Origin of the sequence: Kitasatospora sp. NPDC093679, assembly GCF_040683455.1 — a bacterium.
Classification (GTDB): Bacteria; Actinomycetota; Actinomycetes; order Streptomycetales; family Streptomycetaceae; genus Kitasatospora; species Kitasatospora arboriphila.
Window position 1 is genome coordinate 12114 of sequence record NZ_JBFBDW010000003.1, and the last position, 20451, is coordinate 32564.

The following is a 20451-nucleotide window of genomic DNA, read 5'->3' on the forward strand; positions in this document are numbered from 1 at the left end:
CCGTAGTGGTCATCGTAGCCGCTCGGGGGCCCCGCCCGGCACACCGGCCCGGGCCGGGTCCAGCCGGGCGGCGACCCGTGCGGCACTCGCCGCGGCCCGCGGTGTGGTCGTGGCCAGACCCAGCCCGATCACGGCGAGGCCGAGCGCGGTGACGATCCACCAGCCGGCGTGGCTGGCCTCCGCGAATCCGGCGGCGGCCGGTCCGACCAGCGCCGAGGTGACCACGGTGCCGATCACCGCGACGCCGAGCGACTGGCCGACCGAGCGGCTGGTGGAGGCGACCGCGGCGGCCACCCCCGCCTGGGCGAGCGGCATGCCGGAGACCGCCGAGTTGGTGATCGGCGCGTTCACCAGCCCGAACCCGAGCCCGAACAGCGCGTAGGCGCCGAGGACCAGCGCGGGCGGCGAGTCCGCGGCGACCCGGGTCAGCAGCAGCCCGCTGGCGGCCAGCGCGGCGCCCGCGCAGACCAGCGGCATCCGCGGCCCGGAACGCCCGACGATCCGCCCGGACACCGGTGCGAAAACCAGCATCATCACGGCCATCGGCAGGGTGAACAGCCCGGCCTGCACCGGGTCGTACCCGCGGACCTCCTGCAGGTACAGCGCGTTGAGGAAGAGGAAGCCGCCGAGCGAGGCGAAGGCGCAGACCGCGGTGACGGTCGCGCCGCTGAACGGGATGCTGGCGAAGAACCGCGGGTCGATCAGCGGCTCGCGCACCCGCGACTCCCAGATCGGCAGCAGGACGAGCGCGGCCGACGCGACCCCGGCCAGCGCGAGGATCAGCGGGGAGGTCCAGCCGTGGCCGGGGCCCTCGATGATCGCGGCGGTGCCGCAGCCGAGCATCAGCAGCATCAGCAGCTGCCCGACCGGGTCGAGCCGGCGCGGCCGCGGCGAGCGGGACTCGGGCACGTAGCGGAGGGTCAGCACGAAGGCGGTGAGGCCGATCGGCACGTTGACCAGGAAGATCGCCGGCCAGCCGGCGCTGTCCACCAGGAAGCCGCCGATCAGCGGGCCGAGCGCCATGGAGATGCCGACCACGCCGCCCCAGACGCCGATCGCCTGGGCCCGCTCCCGCGGGCTGGTGAAGGTGTTGGTGATGATCGACATCGCCACCGGGTTGAGCATCGAGCCGCCGACCGCCTGGAGGCTGCGGAAGGCGATCAGCCAGCCGAGGCCCGGCGCGAGGCTGCACAGCAGCGATCCGAGGACGAAGACCAGCAGGCCGATCAGGAAGATCCGCCGCCGGCCGACCCGGTCGGCCACCGAACCGGAGAGCATCAGCAGCGCGGCGAGCACCAGCGTGTAGGCGTCGATCACCCACTGCAGTCCGGAGGCGGGCGCGCCGAGGTCGTGCTGGACGGCCGGCAGCGCGACGTTCACCACGGTGGTGTCGAGGCTGACGATGAACAGGCTGAGACAGCAGACCGCCAGGACGAGCAGGCGGCGGCGCCGGTCCCCCGCGGGAGCGGGTGGACGGGCGGCGGGGTCGTCCCGGCCGGGGCCGGGCGCGGGCGGGACGGGGCGGCTCAGGGACACGGGCGGCTCACACGGGTGCGAAGCGGACGGTTCGGGTGGCGGGATCGGCACTGGTGAGGCGGACGCGGATGCGTTCGCCGAGCGGCAGCCCGGGCCCCTCGCCGTCGCACGTGGCGACGACGGCGGGATCGGCGAGCTGGACGGTTCCCCGGGCGGGCCGGCGCTCGTCGACGTCGATCACCACGGCGTCGAAGTCCTCGCCCTCGCGGCCACGCAGCACCTCGGCCTCGATCAGGTCGACGCAGGCCCGCTCGACCTCGTGGGCCCGCCGGTCGCCGCGCTCCATCTCCCCCGGCACGTCGAGCAGGTCGTCGCGGACCCAGCCCGGCACGTCGGTGCCGCCGGCCACCGCCACGCAGATCTCCTGCGCGTACCGGTCGGCGAGGCGGCGCAGCGGCGCCGTGCAGTGCGCGTACGGCGCGGCGAGCGCCGCGTGGCCCGGGTCGGCGGGCGGCGGCACGCCCCGGGCGGCGTCGAAGGCGTGGTAGCCGGCGCCGCGCAGCAGGCCGGTGCACTCCTCCAGGAAGGCGGCGTTGCGGGTGTCCGCGGGATCGAGCGAGCGGATCAGTTCGGGGTAGGGGGTGGAGTCCGGCCAGTGCACGCCGAGCGCCCGGGCGACGCGGCGCAGCCTGGCGTAGGCGGCCTCGGGGGCGGCGGGCAGGGTGCGGAGCAGTCCGGTGCCGGCGTCCAGCATGAGGTCGGCGGCGGCCATGCCGGTGAGCAGCGAGATCTGCGCGTTCCAGGCGTCGGCCGGGCGCGGTGTGCGGTAGGCGAGCCGGTAGCCGCCGTCGGCCGGTTCGACCTCCTGCTCGGGGACGGGCAGGCTGATCCCGCCGCGGGCGGCCTCCTGCCGTTCGCGCAGCCGTCCGATCTCGGCGAGCAGCTGGAGCTGCCCGTCGGCCGTGCCCGCGTCGAGCGACTCCTGGACGCCGGCGTAGTCGAGCCTGCGGCGGGAGCGGACCTGGGCGCGGCGGACGTCGGCGAGCACCACGGCGCCGTCCGCGTCGAGGTCGATCTGCCAGAGCACCGCGGGGCGCAGCCGGCCCGGCAGCAGGCTGGCCGCGTCCTCGGAGATCCGGGGCGGGTGCAGGGGCACCCGGGCGTCCGGGAAGTAGAGGGTCTGCACCCGGCGGCGGGCCTCGGTGTCCACCGCCCCGCCCGGGACGACGAACGCGGCGACGTCGGCGATCGCGTAGTGCACGCGGTAGCCGCCGTCGCGGCGGGCCAGGTGCATGGCCTGGTCGAGGTCGAGGGAGTCCGGCGGGTCGAGGGTGAAGAGCTCCAGGTCGGTCGCGTCCACGTCCGGCAGCCGGGGCACGGCCGCCGCGCGGTCCGCCTCGGCGAGCACCTCGGCGGGCCAGTCGGTGCGGATCTCCAGCCGGCTGCGCAGCTCGGCGAGCTCGGTGTTGATCCGGGCGGTGTCGGCGGTGCGGACACTCAGTTGTCGACGTGGCATGACCGCAGCGTAAGCGGGCCGGCACCGGCGGGCCCGTCGGGCGCGTCCCGTCCGGTGGTCAGAGGCGGTGCGGCCGCGCGGCGGGGAGTTGACGGGGCGCGGGGACGGAGGCCGGACGGCTTCGGAGCGGGCGACCGGTCGCCAGTACAGTGGCGGGGACGTCTGCCACAAAGTGTTGAGGAGTGCCGCCGTGCTGGTCCTGTTGCCGCCCTCGGAGGGGAAGGCCGCGTCGGCGCAGGGCGCTCCGGTCGACCTGGAGGCGCTGTCGCTGCCCGGACTGACCGCGGCCCGGCGGGCCGTCCTCGACGCGCTCGTCGGACTCTGCCGCGGCGACGAGGACACCGCCGCCGAAGTCCTCGGGCTCTCCCCCGGGCTGCGGGGCGAGATCGCCCGCAACGCCGAGCTGCCCACCGCCGGGGCACTGCCGGCCGGCGAGGTGTACACCGGCGTGCTCTTCGACAACCTCGGGCTCGCCAAACTCGACCAGGAGGCCTACGAGCGGGCCGAGCGCACGCTGCTCGTCTTCTCCGGGCTCTGGGGCGCCGTGCGGATCGGCGACCGGATCCCGCCGTACCGCTGTTCGATGGGGGTGAAGCTGCCGCCGCTCGGCGCACTCGGCGCCCACTGGCGGGCCGCCACCGCGGAGGTCCTGCCGGAGGCGGCGGGTGAGGGGCTGGTGCTCGACCTGCGGAGTTCCGCGTACGCGGCGGCCTGGAAGCCGGCCGGGGAGGTCGCGGGGCGGACGGCGACCGTGCGGGTGCTGCACGAGCGCGAGGTCGGCGGCGAACTCAAGCGGTCCGTGGTCAGCCACTTCAACAAGGCCACCAAGGGGCGCCTCGTCCGGGACCTGCTGAACACGGCGGCCGACCCGGCCACCCCGGGCGAACTCGTCGACGCCCTCACCGCGCTGGGCCACCGCGTCGAGGTCTCCGCCCGCGGCACCGCCCGCCGCCCCTGGCAGCTCGACGTCGTCGTCTCCGAGATCCACTAGGGGAACGGCGATCAGGGGCGCCGGGGCTCCTCCCGGCCGAAGGCCGGGGGCGGAACCGCGCAGTCCGAGGGCGGCCGAACCTGCGAAGTACGCCGACTCCGAATTGCGCAGTTCCCCGCGCCCCCGGTGTTGCCCTACCGCAGGTGGCCGGTGTCGTTGAGGAGGCGCAGGGAGGCGTTGCCGTCGGCGTAGTACTGGACGGCGCAGAGGGAGGCCGCGGAGAGCTCCATGCGGTAGACCGCGTCGGGCGGGGCGCCGAGGGCGAGGCGGACGAGGGTCTTGATGGGGCTCACGTGGGAGACGACGAGGACCGTCCGGCCGGGGTGGCGGGCGATGATCTTGTCGCGGGCGACGCCCGTCCGGTGGGCGAGGGAGGCGAAGCTCTCGCTGCTGCCGGTGGGCTTGGCCTTGCTGGAGGCGAGCCAGGCGTTCAGGTCGTCGGGGTACTGCTGCTGGACCTCGGCGAAGGTGAGGCCCTCCCAGGCGCCGAAGTCGAGCTCCCGCAGGCCGTCCTCGATCCGGACCTCCAGGCCGAGCCGCCGGGCGACGGCCTCCGCCGTCCCGCGGGTGCGCCGCATCGGGGAGCTGACGACCGCCTGGACGGTGCCGCGGGCGGCGAGCGCCTCGGCGACCCGTTCGGCCTGCCAGCGGCCCTTCTCGGAGAGTTCGGGGTCGGTGCCGCCGCTGCCGGAGAAGCGCTTCTGCGGGGTGAGGGCGGTCTCGCCGTGCCGGAGCAGGACGAAGGTGGTGGGGGTGCCGAGGTCGGCGGGGGCGGCCCAGCCGGCCCGGGGGGCGGCGGGTTCGGGCAGCGGCTCCTCGACCTCGGCGGCCGGGACGGCGGGGGCCGCGGCGGACCGGGGCTCCCACTGGCGGCCGGCCCGGCCGGCGTCCATGGCCTCGTTGGCGAGCCGGTCGGCGTCCTTGTTCCGCTCGCGCGGGATCCAGGTGTAGGCGACGCGGCCGCGCGGGAAGACGGTGCGGGCCTCGGCGGCCAGCGGCTGCATGTCGGGGTGCTTGATCTTCCAGCGGCCGGACATCTGCTCGACGACGAGCTTGGAGTCCATCCGGACGTCGACGGAGGCGTCCGGGTCGAGGCCGTGGGCGGCCCGCAGGCCGGCGATCAGTCCGCGGTACTCGGCCACGTTGTTGGTGGCGTGGCCGATGAACTCCGCGGCCTCGGCGATGATCGCGCCGGTGTCGGCGTCGCGGACGACGGCGCCGTAGCCGGCCGGCCCCGGGTTGCCCCGGGAGCCGCCGTCGGCCTCGACGATGAACCTGCGGGGGGACACGCCGCTCAGACGCCCGACTCGGCGGTGCGCACCAGGATGCGGCCGCAGTTCTCGCAGCGGACGACCGCGTCGGCCGGCTCGGCCTTGATGGCGTTGAGGTCGGTGATCGCGAACTCGACCCGGCAGCCCTCGCAGCGGCGCTGCTGGAGGCGGGCCGCGCCGACGCCGCCCTGCTGCTCGCGCAGGCGGGTGTAGAGCTTGAGCAGGTCGGCGGGGATCACCTTGGCGACGGTCTCGCGGTCGCGGGCGGTCTTCTCGACCTCGGCGTCGATCTCGCCCCACGCGGCGTCGCGGCGCTCCTCGCCCTCCTTGAGGACGACCTCGGAGTGCTGCAGACGGGCCGTCAGCTCGGTGACCCGGCCCTGGGCGGACTCCAGGCGCTCCATGACCTCCAGGACGACGTCCTCCAGGTCGGACTGGCGCTTGGCGAGCGAGCCGATCTCGTGCTGGAGGTTCTCCAGGTCCTTGGGGGAGGTGACGGTGCCGGAGTCCATCCGCTGCTGGTTGCGGGCGGCGCGGGCGCGGACCTGCTCGACGTCCTGCTCGGCCTTGGTCTGCTCGCGGATGGTGTCGGAGAGCTGGGCCTGGGCGGCGACGACCAGGTCCTTGAGGGCGGTGTGGTCGGCGGCGGCCTTCTCGATCTCGGCGAGCTCGGGCAGGGTGCGGCGCCGGTGCGCCAGCTGGTCCAGGCGGGAGTCGATGGCCTGCAGGTCGAGCAGGCGGATCTGGTCGGCGGGCGCGGCGTTCAAGCGGGAAGCTCCTGTGTGAATCGATCAGGTGTCAGGCGGTGTACGGCATGGGGGCGTGCCCCGTCCACGGGTCGGTGACCAGGTGGGAGACCTTGGTCTCCAGCTGCCAGCCGTGCTTGCCGGCCGCTTCGGTCAGGGACCGGGCGGCGAGGTTCAGCCAGGGCCACTCGGTGGCCCAGTGGGCGGCGTCGACGAGGGCGGTCGGGGCGGCCTCGGACGCCTCGGACGCGGGGTGGTGGCGCAGGTCGGCGGTGACGTAGGCGTCGACGTCCGCGGCGCGGACCTCGGCGAAGAAGGAGTCGCCGGAGCCGCCGCAGACGGCGACCCGGCTGATCGTCCGCTCCGGGTCACCGGAGACGCGGACGCCGGTGGCGGTGGCGGGCAGCCCGGCGGCGACCTGCGCGGCGAACGCGGCGAGGGTCATCGGCTCGGGCAGCACGCCGATCCGGCCGCCGCCGCGGCGGCCGGCCGGGTCGGTCGGGTCGGGGACGAGCGGGCCGGTGACGCGCAGGCCGACCGCCTCGGCGAGGGCGTCGGAGACGCCGGGGTCGGCGTGGTCGGCGTTGGTGTGCGCGACGTGCAGCGCGATGCCCTGCCGGATCAGGGTGTGCACGACCCGGCCCTTGAAGGTGGTGGCGGCGACGCTGGTGGTGCCGCGCAGGTAGAGGGGGTGGTGGGTGACGACCAGGTCGGCGCCCCACGCGGCGGCCTCGTCGACCACCGCCTGCACCGGGTCGACGGCGAAGAGCACCCGGCGGACCTCGGCCTCCGGGTCGCCGCAGACCAGCCCGACGGCGTCCCAGGACTCCGCCCACTGCGGCGGGTACAGCTCTTCGAGCGCGGTGATCACGTCGGACAGATTCGGCACCTGTCGAGACTACCGCGCCCGGCGGGCGGCCCGGTCCGCGCCGTTCGGCGCCGGCCCGCACAGCTGCGCGTCAATCCGCGCGCGGCGGCGCGCCGTCCGCCCGCCGGTGGGCCGGCGGCGCACGTCGTCCGGGGCGCGCTCCGGAGCGCCGGGCCCGATCCGGTCGCACTCCGGAGCCCGCGCACGACCGGAATCGGATCTGGATCACCCTTATGAGTGAAGTGACCCGGGCTGCGTTGAGTCACACCGACCACGAAAGTAACTTCATTCCCGCGAACGAGAGTTGCCCTGACCTGGGGGGTCGGGAAGGGTGCCGGACTCCGGCCCGGGCCGGGCGAGTGGCCCGCGGGCGGTCCGGCGGCCGGGCCGCTCTCGTCACTTCCAGGACGACCGGGCCGCGGTGCAGGAGCAGTGGGCACCCGCGGCGTCGACACGAAGGGGTGTGAAGCGATGGGGGCGGGCACACCGCTGCGTTCGACCTCGGTGGCGGGGTCGGTCGGTGACGGGCCGGATGCGGACGGCACGGCACTGGAGGTCGTGCGGACGGCCGAGGCCGGTGCGCCGGGGCGGGGAGGCGAGGGCGGCCGGGCGGCCGCCGTCGACGGACCCCGGCGCGCCGCCCGGCCGTCCGCGCCGGTGGACCGCGCGGGGAGGCGCGGCGAGCCGGCGGGTGCGGAACTCCGCGGTGGCGGGCGGAGGTTCGCCGAGCCGCCGGTCGGCCCCTTCGAGGGGAGGGGGTCGGCCAGGCCCGGGCAGGAGCCCGGGGCACCCGAACGGTTATCGGCCGCGCTCACCGCGGCCCGCCTCGCCGCACCACCGGGGCCGCGGACGGGCGCCGCCGGCACGACACTGGACGACTGGGTCGCCGAACGGCTCGGCCGGGACGGCGATCCCGGTGTCCCCTGGCCGCAGGCCCGCCCCGTCGCCACCGCGCTGGCCGACCTGCTGGTGCGGGTGCACGGACTGGGCGCCGCGCTGCGCGGCCTCTCCGCCGACCGGGTCCTGGTCGGACCGGACGGCCGGCCCCTCCTGCTCGACCCGAGGCCGTACCCGGCGCCGCGGCCCGGCGCCGCCGTGCTCCAGCGCGGCCCGTACGCCGACGACCGGCAGGCCCTCGGCGGACTGCTCTTCCTGCTCGCCACCGGCCGGCCCCCGCTGCTCGCCGAGGAGTTCCCGGAGGCCCGGGCCGGCACCCCGCCGGCCCCGCCCGCCGCGGCCCGGCTGCGGCGCTGGCTGGCCCTGGCCGCGCGCAGCGGCGAGACCGCCCGCCGGCTCACCCCGGTCGTCCTCGGCCTCACCGCCGGCTCCCCCGCGGACCGCTGGCCGCCGCAGCGGGCGCTGGCCGCACTGACGGCCCTCGCCGAGCCGCCGTCCCCCGGCGGCGCCGGCACCTGACCGCCGCCCGCCCCAGCCCCCGTACGGATCAGGAGAGCCGCCGATGAGCACCGTTGCCCGGAGCGCCGCCCAGGCGCTGCGCCGGTTCGGCTTCACCTTCGCCGCCGACGGCTCGCACGCCGCCTGCCTGGCCGCCGGCCCGGACGGCGGCTGGTACGCCGAGAGCTGGCGGCTGCCCGCCGACGGCTCCGCCGCGGAGCCCGTCCCGCTGCCGCCGCCGGGCGGCCGCACCGAGAGCCTGCGCTCCCAGCTGGTGGCGCTCCCCGACGGCCGGGTACTGGTCTGCCGGCACGACGGCGAGCGGCACGACCTCGTCCTGCTGGCGGCCGCGGCGGACGGCCGCGAGGAGCAGGTGGCCCGGCTGTGGCTGCCGGGGCTGCGGCTGCTGCCGCAGCCCGGCGGCGGCGCGGTCGCGCTCGGCACCGACGGGCGGCCGGTCACCACGGTCTGGCGGATCGCCGCGGACGGCTCGCCGCCCGTCCAGGCCGCCGAGCTGCCCGGGATGTACGGCGGCGGCGTCTGGCTGGACGCCACCGGACGCCTGCTGGCCCTGGACCGGGTCGCCGAGGGGGCCGTGCGCACCGTCGTGCTGGACCTCGAACACGGCGCCGTCACCCCGCTGCTGGAGATCGCCGAGGGCAGCAACGACCGGCTGGTGCTGTTCGACCCGGCGAGCGGCTTCGGCCTCGTCCGCAGCGACGCGCCCGGCGCCGACCGGCTCGGGTGGGCGGTGCTCGGCGGCTCCGACCCGGTCCGCTTCCCGGAGTGCCTGCACCTGCCCGGCCCGGTGCCACGGCCGGTCGCGCTCGCCCCCGGCGGGGCGGGCGATCCGCGGGTCGTGCTGCAGCTCGACCACGGCGCGGCCACCGCCCTCGCGCTCTGGCAGCCCTCCGCGGGCCGGCTGGACCGGCTGCCCGCCCCGCCCGGCCGGTTCGGCGAGACGGGCCACTGGTCGACGGCCGGCCTGCGGATCCCGTACTCGGCGCCGGACCGCCCGGCCGCCCTCGCCACCGTCGACGTCGACGCCCTGCTGGCGGCGGGCGGCACCGGCACCCCGGGGGCCGTCCCACCGCCGCTGCCGCTGCAGCTCGCCCCGCTCGGCTCCGGTGCCGTGCACGGCGAGCAGCCGGCCGGGCCGGCCGGCGCGCACCCGCCCGGCTGGCGGGTGGACGGCTCGGCCGAACCCGGTGACGGCGGCAGTTGGCAGGGCGCCCGGCTGGTGCACCTCGGCGGCCCGGCCGGCCCGCTGGAGGCGGTGGTGTACGGCGGCGACTCCTGGCTGGCCGCCCCGCACCTCGTCCTCGCGCTGCACGGCGGGCCGGCCGACGCCTGGCGGCTGGAGTTCGACCCGGCGCTGCAGCGGATGTCCGGCCGCGGGACGGCCGTGGTCGCCGTCAACCAGCGCGGTTCGACCGGCTACGGGCCGGAGCACGAGGCGGCGGTGCACGGCGCCTGGGGCGGCCCGGACCTCGACGACGTCCTGCACCTGCTGGACGGTCTGGCCGAGCAGCGGGCCGCCCTCGGCCTGGAGCCGCCCGCCCTGTTCGGGCAGAGCTACGGCGCCTTCCTGGCCCTGCTGGCCGCCGCGCACGCCCCGGCCGGGCACCTCGCGCGGTGTGCGGTGGTGGCGCCCTTCCTGTCCGGTGCGCGGCTGCTCGCCGAGGCCGCCGAGCCCGTCCGGGCGATGTGCGAGCGGCTCGGCGGCGAGGCCGAGCCGCAGGACGCCCGCGGTCCGCGCGACGTGCTGCAGCTCGCCGGACGGCTGACGGCGCCGCTGCTGGTGGTGCACGGCGACCGGGACGAGGTGGTGCCGGTCGGGCAGTCCCGCACGCTCCGTCACGAGCTGCTGCGGCTCGGCCGGGCGGAGGGCACCGACTTCCGGTACGTGGAGGCCGCCGGGGCCGGCCACGACCTGCTGGCGGAGGAGGGCGCCGCCGTCCTGCACGAGCTGCTGGCGGGCTTCCTGCGCACCGGCAGACCGGCCTGAGGGCGCGCCGGGCGCCACCGAATCGGAGTGTGCCGTGCGCGGGCGGTGACCGCCCCGATAGGCTCGTACCCGATCCGGCCGCCGCGGCGGCCGGGGCCCCGGGTGCCGAACGCCCGGGCGGCCGGGCCGCCCAGTGCCCGGCCGGACGACGCTGCAACCGCAGTACCGCACCGCACGGAGAAGACAGAACCTGATGTCCGAAACCCTCACCGACACCACCGAGCACGACCGCACCGCGCCCGGCGCCGACGGGGCCGTGGCCGAGGACAACGGGCACGGCCGCCACCGTGGCACGACGGCGGCGGACGACCGCGCCGACGCCGACGCGCACGGCAAGCACCGCCGCTGACCTGCTCGCACTCCTGCGGCCCGGGGCTCCCGCCCCGGGCCGCAGGCGTTCTCGGCGGCGCGCGGCTCAGTCGAAGGTGATCACGGTGCGCAGGCCCTCGCCGCGGCGCATGCCCGCGACCGCCTCGCCGACCTCGGCGAGCGGCACCCGGTGGGTGACCAGCGCGGCCAGGTCGAGCCGCCCGGCCCGCCACAGCTCGACGACCCGGGCCGCGGTGCGGGCGACGTCGCCGCCGCCGTACAGCGAGGGCAGCACCCGCTTCTCGTTGAAGAACAGCTCGCCGAGGCTGAAGGAGACCTTGTCGTCGCGGGCGCCGGCGCCGACCACCACGACGGTGCCGCCGCGCCGGGCGGCGTCGTAGGCGGCGCGGACGGTCTCCGAGCGGCCGACCGCCTCGACCACGCAGTCGTAGCCGCCGAGGGCGAGGCCCTTGGCGGCGGCCCGCAGGTCCTCCGGGGCGAGGGCGTCGGTGGCGCCGAGCGCGAGGGCCCGTTCGCGGCGGGAGGCGACCGGGTCGACCGCGGTGACCCGGGCGGCGCCGCTGACCAGGGCGGCCTGGACGGCGGCCGCCCCGACCCCGCCGGCGCCGAGCACGGCGACGGTGGCGCCCGGCTCGATCCGGGCGGTGTTCACCACCGCGCCGAAGCCGGTGGTGACCCCGCAGCCGACCAGCGCTGCCAGCTCGAAGGGCAGGTCGGCGGGCACCTTCAGCACGGCGTCGGCGGCGACCACGGCCTCCTCGGCGAAGCTGCCGGTGCTGTAGAAGCCGTACGCGGCGGTGCCGCCGCCGAAGCGGAAGGTCGGCTCGGCGAGCCGCTTGAGGCTCGCGGTGCACAGGTGGGTCTCGCCGCGGGTGCAGAACGCGCAGCGGCCGCAGGGCGGCATCCAGCAGAGCACCACCCGGTCGCCCGGGGCGAGGCCGGTGACGCCCTCGCCGACCTCGGTGACCTCGCCGGCGCCCTCGTGGCCGGGCACGAACGGCGCGGGCTGCGGCAGGACGCCGTTCATCGCGGAGAGGTCGGAGTGGCAGAGTCCGGCGGCGCGCATCCGGACCCGGACGGTGCCCGGCCCGACGGCGACCGTCTCCACGTCCTCGCGGACCTCCAGCTCGTCCCGGCCGGTCTCGTGCAGGATCGCTGCGCGCATCGGTGCTCCCGTTCCCTCGTTGCCCTGGTCGGCCCGGACGGCCCGCGCACGCCCGCGTGCCGGGGGCGCTCGACGGCACGAGCGTACGGGCGCCGGGCGCGGACGCCGGACGCCGGGCGCGGACCTGGGCGGCCTCCGGCGCCGGACGGTCGGGTAGGGTCCGCTGCACCCGTCCGTCCGCCCCGCAGGGAGCAGCAGCATGACCGACCGCCACGACGCGCCCGGCGCGGCCCGCCCGGAGCCCGAGGTGCTCAAGGCCTTCGAGTCGGCGACCGGCTTCATGCCGGTGGACGAGGGCCTCGCGCTGTACGCGGCGGCGGTGGAGGCCGCGGGGCGCACCGGGCTGCCGGTGCTGGAGATCGGCACGTACTGCGGCCGCTCGGCCGTGCTGCTCGCGGACGCGGCCCGCCGCACCGGCACGGTGGCGCTCACCGTCGACCACCACCGGGGCTCGGAGGAGCAGCAGCCGGGCTGGGAGTACCACGACCCGACGCTGGTCGACCCGGAGGTCGGCCGGATGGACACCCTGCCGGTCTTCCGCCGGACGCTGTTCCACGCCGGGCTGGAGGAGCACGTGGTGGCCCTGGTGGGCCGCTCACCGCAGATCGCCGCGCTGTGGGGCGGCCGGCTGGCGCTGGTCTTCATCGACGGCGGGCACACCGACGAGCACGCCACCGGCGACTACGAGGGCTGGGTGCCGCACCTGGCCGAGGACGGCCTGCTGGTGGTGCACGACGTCTTCCCGGACCCGGAGGACGGCGGGCAGGCGCCGTACCGGGTGTACCTGCGGGCGCTGGACGAGGGCTTCGAGGAGGTCTCGGTGACGGGGTCGCTGCGGGTGCTGCGGCGGACCGCCGGCTGACGGGCCGGCCGGGCGGGCGGGCGCGGCGGGCACGATCCCGGGCCTTCCGCCGTCGTACGACACGGGACGGTACCCACCGGGTGCCGTGCCGCGGCGCACCCGCGGTCTGTACGGTGTCGGACAGCAGTCGAACGGCTGGGCACGGCGCGGTGGGTGCGACGCGACTACGCAGCGGGGCGAGGGCAGGGGAATGACGGATCAGGACAACACGCCGCCGGCGGTCTGGGACCCGACCGCGCGCGGCGGTGCCGGCGGCTGGGTGCGGCGCAGGCCGGCCGCTGAGGGCGCGCCGCCGCCCCCGGCCGGCGCCCCGGGCCGCCCGGCCGCCGTGCCCTCGGGCTTCCCGCCGCACGCCCGGCCGCAGCCGTTCCCCCCGCAGGCCGGGCCGCACGCGCAGCCGCAGGGCGGGCACGTCCCGCCGCCGGGCTTCCCGCCGGCGCGGGGCCCGGTACCGGACGAGCAGGCGACGACGCTGCTGCCGCCGGTGCCCGCGGGCGGGCCGGGCGACCAGGGGCCGCCGCCGGGCGCCCGGCCGTACGTGGCCGGTGCGCAGCCGGGTGCGGCGCCCCCGGGCTTCCCGCCGCAGGACCGGACGCAGGCGTTCGCCGCACCGGCCCCGCCGCAGGGCTTCCCACCGCCGCAGGGCTTCCCGCCCGGGCCGGGCTTCCCGCCGCCGCAGGGCGGTTCCCCGTTCGACGGCGGTGGTCGGCCGCCGTTCCCCGCCTTCGACCCGGCGCAGGCCGGGCCGCACCCGGCGGGTGCCCCCGGCCCGGCGTACGAGGACCTGGACGCCGAGGAGCCGGCCCGCAGCCGGACGCCGCTGCTGGTCGGTGCGGGCGTGGCGCTGCTGCTGCTGGTCGGGGTCGGCACGGTGTGGGCGGTGCAGAACTCGGGTTCGGACGGCAAGCCGGCGGCCAACGCGCCGGCCGCCTCCGCGGTGCCGCCGCCCGGGCAGGGCGGGGCCGGCGGTGCGGCGCCGTCCGCGGCCGCGGGCGGATCGGCGGCCGCCTCGCCGAGCGGCAGCGCGAGCGCCGGGGCCGGCGCGGAGGGGCAGGCGAAGGCGCTGGACGGGCTGCTGGCCCGCGGCGAGAACGCGAAGGCCCCGATCGGCAGCGCGGTCGCGAAGGTGACCAGCTGCCCGGACAAGTCGGAGATCGCGAGCGCCGCCCAGGTCTTCGACGACGGCGCCACCCAGCGCGACCAGCTGGTCGCCGACCTCGGCAAGCTGGACCTCGGTGCCCTGCCGGGCGGCGCGGAGGCGGCGCAGACCCTGAAGACCGCCTGGCAGACCTCGGGCGACATCGACCGGGCGTACGCGGCCTGGGCCCGGACGGTGGCGAGCCAGGGCTGCTCGGGCAGCTCCGCCCCGAACACGGCCGACAGGAAGCGCGCCAACGACCTCAATCCGCAGGCCACGCAGTCCAAGAAGGACTTCGTGGCGAAATGGAACGCCATCGCGAAGACCTACGGTCTGACCGAGCGCACCTGGGACAGGATCTGAACCACCCGTGACCGGCACCACCAGCGACCCCCAGTACCCGGAGCGCCCCCGCCGCGCCCGCCGCCTCGGCATCGCCGTGCTCGTCTGCACGGTGCCCGCGCTCTGCGCGGGCGGCTGGTTCGGCTGGCAGGCGCTGGCGGACGGCTCCCGCCCGGCGGCCCCGTCCGCCGCCACCCCGGCCGGCGCGGCCTCGGCCCCGGCGCCGGAGCCCTCCTCGGCGGAGCCCGCCCCGGCGTCCTCCGGCCCGGCGGCGGGCGGGCCCGCGCCGAGCGGATCGGCGCCGACCGGTTCGGGGCCGCTGAACGGCCGCACGGTGCTGCTGGACCCGGGGCACAACCCGGGCAACGTCACGCACACCACCGAGATCAACAAGCAGGTGGACATCGGCAACGCCCGCAAGGAGTGCGACACCACCGGCACGGCGACCAACGCGGGCTACAGCGAGGCCTCGTACACGCTGGACGTGGTGCACCGGGCGCGGGAGATCCTGCGGCAGCGCGGCGCGAACGTGGTGCTCACCCAGGACGGCGACCGGCCGTTCGGGCCGTGCATCGACGAGCGGGCCCGGATCGGCAACCAGGCGAAGGCGGACGCGGCGGTGTCCGTGCACGCCGACGGCGCCCCGTCCGGTGCCCACGGCTTCCACGTGATCATGCCGGGGAAGGTCACCGCGGGTGCGGCCGACACCTCGGCGATCGTCGACCCCTCGCACCGGCTGGGCCTGGAGCTGCGGGACGCCTTCAAGCGGGCGACCGGCCAGCCGTACGCCGACTACATCGGCAAGGACGGCCTGGACACCCGTACGGACCTGGGCGGCCTCAACCTGTCGCGGGTGCCGAAGGTGTTCATCGAGTGCGGGAACATGCGCAACGCCGCGGACGCCGAGCACATGACGGACCCGCAGTGGCGGCAGAAGGCCGCCGAGGGGATCGCGGAGGCCGTGACCGCCTTTCTGGCGGGGGGCTCGTGACGGCGCGCACGGCCTGCGGGGCCGCACCGGCCCGTCCGCCGGTCGTGCGCTGACCTGGAGTCACGGCGATTTGGCAACGAAATCGGGGGTTTCCCCGGGGCGCTGTGCACAGCGGACGACCCGGGCCCTAGGCTCTAGCAGTCCGGGGACGTCCCGTACCGGTCAGCCGACCGCCCCGACACGCAGTCCACGACACACCAACGAGGGGAACGTTAGTGAATCTGCGCGCTCTCACGCGGGGAGACGCCGCCGTCGCAGGTGCGGCCGTACTGCTCTTCATCGCGTCCTTCCTGCCCTACCTGACGGTCGAGTTCTGCATCGCCGGCCGGTGCAACTCGGACAGCCAGAACGCGTGGAAGGCCTCGCTCTTCCCGATCCTGCCGTCGGCGTTCCTGCTCGGCATCGTCGCGGCGGCGCTGATCCTGGTTCACCGCCTGCAGGGCGAGGCCTCGGCCACCCGGCAGGTCCTCGGGCTGCGCCTGGACCAGTGGGGCACCGCGCTGTCGGTCGCGACGCTGTGGTCGGCGCTGTGGGCGATCGGTGGCGGCGGTGAGGGCGTGAGCCACGGCTTCGGTGCCTGGCTCGGTCTGCTGGCCGCGCTGGTGCTGGCCGGTGCCGCGGCCGCGGGCCCGCTGGTGCCGGCCCTGCAGGGCCCGCTGCTGTCGGACAAGCCGGCCGCTCCGGCGCCGCAGGCGTACCAGGCCTTCCCGCAGGGCGCGGGCCAGCCCGGCCAGTACGGCTACCCGCAGGCCGGGCAGCCGGGTGCGGTGCCGACCCCGGGCTTCGGCGCGGAGCAGCAGCAGGCCGGCGGCTACGGCTACCCGGGGGCGCCCCAGCCCGCCCCGCAGCCGGCGCACGACGCCGCGCCGTTCCAGCCGTTCTGGTTCGCGGTGCCGGCCGTCCGCCAGCTGGCGAACAAGGACAACCCGGCGGGCCCGCCGGTCGGTGAGCTCGTCCCGGGCACCTGGTACCTGGCGGTCGAGCAGCGCGGCGCGGCGCTGGTGGCGCAGCTGCCGGACGGTTCGCACGGCCTGCTGGCCGACACCTCCGGCATCCAGCGCGGCTGACGGGCGATTCCACGCCGAAGGGGCGGTACCCGGCCGGGTACCGCCCCTTCGGCGTGTGCGGGGTTTCTCAGCAGCAGTCGTTGACGACCAGTCCGGCGGGCAGGCCGTCACCGCCGAAGACGGCCACCGTGGCGTGGTCGCCGCCGAGGGCGGCGACGGCGAGCAGCAGGGCGCCGGCCGTCCAGGTGGTGCGCTCCTCGGGCCAGATCGCGTCGTCCTCGAAGACGTAGCCCGTCCAGTAGGAGCCGTCGGTGTGCCGCAGGTGCTGGATCCAGCGGAGGATCTCCACCGCGCGGTCGGACTGGCCCACCGCCCAGAGGGCGAGGGCGAGTTCGGCGCTCTCGCCGCCGGTGACCCAGGGCCGGTCGCTGACGCAGCGCACGCCGAGGCCGGGGACGACGAAGCGGTCCCAGTCGCGGGCGATCCGCCGCTCGGCCTCGGTGCCGCGCAGGGCGGTGCCGAGCACCGGGTAGTACCAGTCCATCGAGTAGCGGTCCTTGTCGAGGAACCGCTCCGGGTGGTGGGCGATCGCGTGGCGCAGCCGTCCGGCGGCCAACTCCCAGTCGGGCTGGGGCTCTTCGAGGTGGTCGGCGATGGCGAGGCCGCACCGCAGGGCGTGCAGGATCGAGGAGGAGCCGGTGAGCAGCGCCTCGTCGGGGGCGGTGCCGTCCTCGTCCTGGCGCCAGGCGATCGGGCCGCCGGGCAGCCGCAGGCCGACGGTGAAGTCGAGCGCGCGGCGGACGGTGGGCCAGATCCACTCCAGGAAGGCGTCGTCGCCGGTGGCCAGGTGGTGGTGCCAGGCGCCGACGGCGACGTACGCGCAGAAGTTGGTCTCCTTGGCGGCGTTGGTGACCTCGCCGTCGGGGCCGCCGTGGCCGTAGGAGTAGGCGGCGTACCAGGAGCCGTCGGGGTTCTGGTGGTCGACCAGCCAGCGGTAGGCGGCCTCGGCGGCGGCGTGCTCGCCGGCGGTGTCGAGGGCCATCGCGGCCTCGGTGTGGTCCCACGGGTCGAGGTGGCCGCCGCGGAACCACGGCAGGGCGCCGTCGGCCTGCTGGTCGGCGAGGATCGACCGGACGGTGGCGGCGGCCTGCTCGGCGTCGAGGACGCCGTCGAGCAGCAGCGCGTCGGGGACGGCCGCGGTCACTTGCCGGCCCGGTGCGGCTTGGAGGCGTACACCACGAAGCTCTTGCCGATCACCGGGTTGAGCGCCTTCTCGGCGGCCTTGGTGAGGGTGCTGATCACCGGGGTGCCGACGATGTCCCAGACCAGCAGCTGGTGGTAGGCGCGGACGGGCAGCGCCTTGTCGTTGTTCACGCCGACGGCGCACTTGATCCACCAGTACGGCGAGTGCAGGGCGTGCGCGTGGTGGGTGCCGTACGGCTCCAGGCCGGACTCGCGGACCTTGTCGACCAGTTCGTCGCCGCGGTAGATGCGGATGTGGCCGCCCTCGACCTCGTGGTACTCGTCGGAGAGCGCCCAGCAGATCTTCTCCGGCAGGTAGCGGGGCACGGTGACGGCGAGCAGGCCGCCCGGCTTCAGCACCCGCACCATCTCGGCGAGCACGCCCTTGTCGTCCGGGATGTGCTCCATGACCTCGGAGATGATGATCCGGTCGAAGGTGTCGTCGTCGAAGGGCAGGTTGAGCGCGTCGCCCTCCATGGCGGTGGCGGAGGCGCCCGCCGGGGCCTCGCCGGCCTGCTCCATCGCCGCGAACCACTTGCGGACCTCGGCGATCTCGTCGCCGTTCTGGTCCAGGGCGACGACGTTCGCGCCGCGGCGGTAGGCCTCGAAGGCGTGCCGGCCCCCGCCGCAGCCCAGGTCGAGCACCCGGTCGCCGGGGGCGAGCGGGAAGCGGGAGAAATCGACGGTCAGCACTGCGGGGCTCCCATTCGTTGCTGCTGTACTGAAGGAGGTGGGGCGAAGCGTCAGTGGACGTAGCGCCAGCCGCGGCCGGCGCGGGCGCGCTGCCCGGCCCCGGTGGCGACGGCGGCGCGGTAGCGCTCGGCGGTGAGCTCGGCGGCGCGCTGCCAGGTGAAGTTGGCCAGCACCCGCTCGCGGCCGGCGGCGCCGAGGCGTTCTCGCAGCGCGGGGTCGTCCAGCAGCCGCCCGAGGGCGGCGGCGAGCGCCCCGGCGTCGGCGGGCGGCACGGCCAGGCAGGTCTCGCCGTCCTCGCCGGCCACCTCGGGGATGGCTCCGCCGGTGGTGGCGACCAGCGGGGTGGCGGTGGCCATGGCCTCGGCGGCGGGCAGCGAGAAGCCCTCGTACAGCGAGGGGACGCAGGCGACCTCGGCGGAGCGGTACAGGTCGACCAGCTCCCGGTCGGTCAGCCCCGTGCGGAAGTCGATGTGCGCCTCCAGGCCGAACCGGCGGACGGCGTCGGCGACCGGTCCGTTCTCCTTCTGCGGCTTGCCGACGACGACGAGGTGGGCCTCGCGCTCGGTGCGGACCTTGGCGAGCGCCTCGACGAGGTGGACGAGGCCCTTCAGCGGGACGTCGGCGGAGGAGGTGGTGACGATCCGTCCGGGCACGGTGGCCACCGACGGGTCGGGCGACCAGAGCCGGGTGTCGGCGCCGATCGGCACCACCGAGACGGCGCCGGCGGCGACGCCGAGGTGCTCGACGATCTCCGCGGCGGAGCTCGCGGAGACGGTGATGACGTGCTCCAGGCGCGCGGCGACCCGCTTCTGCATCCGGGTGAAGGCGTACCAGCGGCGCAGCGAGAGCCGCTTGACGGCGGTGGTCGCGGCCTCCAGCTCCAGGCGGCGGTCCACGGTGATCGGGTGGTGGACGGTGGTGACCAGCGGGAAGCCGTGCCGCTCCAGGCCGAGCAGTCCGTAGCCGAGGGTCTGGTTGTCGTGGACGACGTCGTAGCGTCCCCTGTGCCGGGCGAGGAACTGCCGGGCGCGCAGCGAGAAGGTCAGCGGCTCGGGGAAGCCGCCGGTGCGCATGGTGAGGAACTCCAGCACGTCGACCGGGCCGCGGTACTCGGCGAGGGCCGGGGTGCGGAAGGGGTCGCCGGCGCGGTACAGGTCGAGGCTGGGCAGCTCGACCAGCCGGACGGAGCCGGGGCCCTCGACCTCGTCGAGGACGGGGAACGGCTGGGCGCCGATCACGTCGACGTGGTGGCCGAGGCGGGCGAGCTCGCGGGACAGGTGCCGGACGTAGACGCCCTGGCCGCCGCAGAACGGGTCGCCGCGGTAGGAGAGCAGGGCGATCCGCAGCGGTCGCGGCGACGCGGTCATGCTGGTCCCCTTGTCCCTACTCAGCCCGGCTCGGCGGCCGCAGCGGCTAAAGTAGATCACGTTTCACGGTGGAGTGTGTCATCGTCGTCGGGCATGTGAACAACGAGAGACCTCGAAGATACCGGCCCGTAGCTTCGCGGTTCGGGCCGGGGATGGTGATTCACGCCACGTGCCCGGTCCCGTCCCGTCGACGCCCTGGGGGCTGTGTTGACCGTGTCCACCACTGCCGGCCGCCGGCTCTCCCCGCGCCAGGCCGAGCGGCGCCGCGGGATCCTGCGCGCCGCCGCCGCGCTGGCCTCCCGGGGCGGCTGGGAGGCCGTCCAGATGCGCGAGGTCGCCGAGGGCGCGGAGGTCGCGCTGGGCACGCTCTACCGCTACTTCCCGTCCAAGGTGCACCTGCTGGTGGCGGTCATGGAGGAGCAGCTGCGGCAGCTGAAGGAGCAGGTGAAGCGGCATCCGCAGACCGCCGCGGACCCGGCCGGGCGGGTCGCCGAGACGCTGACGCTGGCCTTCCACGCGCTGCAGCGCGACCCGCGGCTGGCGGAGGCGATGGTGCGGGCGCTGTCCTTCGCGGACCGCTCCGTCGGGCGGGAGGTGGACGCGGTGGCCGAGCTGACGTCCGAGATCGTGCTCGCCGCGGCCCGGCTGCCGGGCCCGCCGACCGCGGAGCAGCAGGCGGCGCTGCGGGTGGTCGGGCACACCTGGCACGCGACGCTGCTGAGCTGGCTCTCCGGCCGCAGCTCCCTCGCCGAGGTCCGCGCCGACCTGCACACGGCGGCCCGCCTGCTGTCCCCGACGGAGTGACGACGGTCAGGGGCGCGTGGGGGCACCTCCCGCACCCCTGAGGAGCCGCCTCGGGCGGAGGGCCTGGACTGGAACACGTTCTACTGCCCGCGCTGCAAGCGGTTCGCGGGTGCCCGTTAGAGTCGGGGCGCACGACAACTCCATCCGCCCCTCCCGGGGGAAGCCGGTGCGAATCCGGCGCTGACCCGCAACCGTGAGCCCGCCCGGCGGGCGAGCCGGACTGCCCGGGGCCGGGGGCG

General features: G+C 76.5%; 18 protein-coding genes and 1 riboswitch. Of the genes, 9 read left to right on the forward strand and 9 right to left on the reverse strand.

Features of this window, described 5'->3' with window-relative positions:
- Window positions 1–9: 9 nt before the first annotated feature.
- Window positions 10–1440 carry a DHA2 family efflux MFS transporter permease subunit gene (locus tag AB0O09_RS03530; protein WP_363540188.1) on the reverse strand — a complete coding sequence of 477 codons (1431 nt, stop codon included), beginning with the start codon at window positions 1438–1440 and terminating at the stop codon, window positions 10–12.
- A gap of 103 nt (window positions 1441–1543) precedes the next feature.
- Window positions 1544–2992, reverse strand: coding sequence for an RNB domain-containing ribonuclease (locus AB0O09_RS03535; protein ID WP_363539793.1), 1449 nt, complete (start codon window positions 2990–2992; stop codon window positions 1544–1546).
- Window positions 2993–3182: 190 nt separating this feature from the next.
- On the opposite strand from AB0O09_RS03535, the gene yaaA reads away from it, so the two are divergent.
- Window positions 3183–3983, forward strand: a complete 801-nt coding sequence (yaaA, locus tag AB0O09_RS03540) for a peroxide stress protein YaaA (RefSeq protein WP_363539795.1) — start codon at window positions 3183–3185, stop codon at window positions 3981–3983.
- A 134-nt stretch (window positions 3984–4117) separates the two neighbouring features.
- Here the strand turns inward: yaaA and AB0O09_RS03545 are convergent, their stop codons facing one another.
- From AB0O09_RS03545 to AB0O09_RS03555, 3 genes are read right to left on the reverse strand one after another with little or no spacing between them, the layout of a single operon-like run.
- A complete protein-coding gene (locus tag AB0O09_RS03545; protein WP_363539797.1) occupies window positions 4118–5272 on the reverse strand; it encodes a bifunctional RNase H/acid phosphatase in 1155 nt (384 codons plus the stop codon).
- 5 nt (window positions 5273–5277) lie between these two features.
- Complete coding sequence (locus AB0O09_RS03550) at window positions 5278–6021, reverse strand: C4-type zinc ribbon domain-containing protein (RefSeq protein WP_363539799.1); 744 nt, start codon at window positions 6019–6021, stop codon at window positions 5278–5280.
- A 31-nt stretch (window positions 6022–6052) separates the two neighbouring features.
- Complete coding sequence (locus AB0O09_RS03555) at window positions 6053–6889, reverse strand: Nif3-like dinuclear metal center hexameric protein (RefSeq protein WP_363539801.1); 837 nt, start codon at window positions 6887–6889, stop codon at window positions 6053–6055.
- 450 nt (window positions 6890–7339) lie between these two features.
- On the opposite strand from AB0O09_RS03555, the gene AB0O09_RS03560 reads away from it, so the two are divergent.
- The 3 genes from AB0O09_RS03560 (at window position 7340) to AB0O09_RS03570 (ending at window position 10620) form a co-directional block, all read left to right on the forward strand.
- On the forward strand, window positions 7340–8284 hold the full coding sequence (locus AB0O09_RS03560; RefSeq protein ID WP_363539803.1) for a hypothetical protein: 945 nt from the start codon (window positions 7340–7342) through the stop codon (window positions 8282–8284).
- 43 nt (window positions 8285–8327) lie between these two features.
- The gene (locus AB0O09_RS03565) at window positions 8328–10271 is read left to right on the forward strand and encodes an alpha/beta fold hydrolase (RefSeq protein ID WP_363539805.1); all 1944 of its coding nucleotides are present in this window, start codon (window positions 8328–8330) and stop codon (window positions 10269–10271) included.
- A 193-nt stretch (window positions 10272–10464) separates the two neighbouring features.
- On the forward strand, window positions 10465–10620 hold the full coding sequence (locus AB0O09_RS03570; protein ID WP_344627696.1) for a hypothetical protein: 156 nt from the start codon (window positions 10465–10467) through the stop codon (window positions 10618–10620).
- Window positions 10621–10686: 66 nt separating this feature from the next.
- On the opposite strand, the gene AB0O09_RS03575 is transcribed toward AB0O09_RS03570, so the two are convergent.
- Window positions 10687–11766, reverse strand: coding sequence for an alcohol dehydrogenase catalytic domain-containing protein (locus AB0O09_RS03575; RefSeq protein ID WP_363539807.1), 1080 nt, complete (start codon window positions 11764–11766; stop codon window positions 10687–10689).
- A 199-nt stretch (window positions 11767–11965) separates the two neighbouring features.
- On the opposite strand from AB0O09_RS03575, the gene AB0O09_RS03580 reads away from it, so the two are divergent.
- From AB0O09_RS03580 to AB0O09_RS03595, 4 genes are all read left to right on the forward strand, one after another.
- Window positions 11966–12628: a class I SAM-dependent methyltransferase gene (locus AB0O09_RS03580; protein WP_344627698.1), complete on the forward strand. Its 663-nt coding sequence runs from the start codon at window positions 11966–11968 to the stop codon at window positions 12626–12628.
- A 190-nt stretch (window positions 12629–12818) separates the two neighbouring features.
- On the forward strand, window positions 12819–14129 hold the full coding sequence (locus tag AB0O09_RS03585; protein ID WP_363539810.1) for a hypothetical protein: 1311 nt from the start codon (window positions 12819–12821) through the stop codon (window positions 14127–14129).
- A gap of 7 nt (window positions 14130–14136) precedes the next feature.
- Window positions 14137–15099 (forward strand): N-acetylmuramoyl-L-alanine amidase, encoded by a 963-nt coding sequence (locus AB0O09_RS03590; protein ID WP_363539812.1) that lies wholly within the window; start codon window positions 14137–14139, stop codon window positions 15097–15099.
- A 215-nt stretch (window positions 15100–15314) separates the two neighbouring features.
- A complete protein-coding gene (locus AB0O09_RS03595; RefSeq protein ID WP_363539814.1) occupies window positions 15315–16166 on the forward strand; it encodes a hypothetical protein in 852 nt (283 codons plus the stop codon).
- Between the two features lie 67 nt (window positions 16167–16233).
- Here AB0O09_RS03595 and AB0O09_RS03600 read toward each other — a convergent pair whose 3' ends face one another.
- From AB0O09_RS03600 to AB0O09_RS03610, 3 genes are read right to left on the reverse strand one after another with little or no spacing between them, the layout of a single operon-like run.
- Window positions 16234–17310: a prenyltransferase gene (locus tag AB0O09_RS03600; protein ID WP_363539816.1), complete on the reverse strand. Its 1077-nt coding sequence runs from the start codon at window positions 17308–17310 to the stop codon at window positions 16234–16236.
- Entirely contained in the window at window positions 17307–18041 is a 735-nt protein-coding gene (locus AB0O09_RS03605; RefSeq protein ID WP_363539818.1) for a class I SAM-dependent methyltransferase, read from the reverse strand. The genes AB0O09_RS03600 and AB0O09_RS03605 overlap by 4 nt, the downstream gene beginning before the upstream one ends.
- Before the next feature lie 50 nt (window positions 18042–18091).
- The gene (locus tag AB0O09_RS03610) at window positions 18092–19408 is read right to left on the reverse strand and encodes a glycosyltransferase family 4 protein (protein ID WP_363539820.1); all 1317 of its coding nucleotides are present in this window, start codon (window positions 19406–19408) and stop codon (window positions 18092–18094) included.
- Between the two features lie 213 nt (window positions 19409–19621).
- On the opposite strand from AB0O09_RS03610, the gene AB0O09_RS03615 reads away from it, so the two are divergent.
- Window positions 19622–20212 (forward strand): TetR family transcriptional regulator, encoded by a 591-nt coding sequence (locus AB0O09_RS03615; RefSeq protein WP_363539822.1) that lies wholly within the window; start codon window positions 19622–19624, stop codon window positions 20210–20212.
- Window positions 20213–20368: 156 nt separating this feature from the next.
- Window positions 20369–20438, forward strand: a riboswitch (cobalamin riboswitch).
- Window positions 20439–20451: the final 13 nt, after the last annotated feature.

What these genes read in the sequence shown, in the direction of transcription:
- AB0O09_RS03535 (WP_363539793.1), bottom strand. Translation starts at nt 2,992, where the DNA reads ATGCCACGTCGACAACTGAGTGTCCGCACCGCCGACACCGCCCGGATC.
- AB0O09_RS03560 (WP_363539803.1), top strand. Translation starts at nt 7,340, where the DNA reads ATGGGGGCGGGCACACCGCTGCGTTCGACCTCGGTGGCGGGGTCGGTC.
- AB0O09_RS03565 (WP_363539805.1), top strand. Translation starts at nt 8,328, where the DNA reads ATGAGCACCGTTGCCCGGAGCGCCGCCCAGGCGCTGCGCCGGTTCGGC.
- AB0O09_RS03570 (WP_344627696.1), top strand. Translation starts at nt 10,465, where the DNA reads ATGTCCGAAACCCTCACCGACACCACCGAGCACGACCGCACCGCGCCC.
- AB0O09_RS03575 (WP_363539807.1), bottom strand. Translation starts at nt 11,766, where the DNA reads ATGCGCGCAGCGATCCTGCACGAGACCGGCCGGGACGAGCTGGAGGTC.
- AB0O09_RS03580 (WP_344627698.1), top strand. Translation starts at nt 11,966, where the DNA reads ATGACCGACCGCCACGACGCGCCCGGCGCGGCCCGCCCGGAGCCCGAG.
- AB0O09_RS03585 (WP_363539810.1), top strand. Translation starts at nt 12,819, where the DNA reads ATGACGGATCAGGACAACACGCCGCCGGCGGTCTGGGACCCGACCGCG.
- AB0O09_RS03610 (WP_363539820.1), bottom strand. Translation starts at nt 19,408, where the DNA reads ATGACCGCGTCGCCGCGACCGCTGCGGATCGCCCTGCTCTCCTACCGC.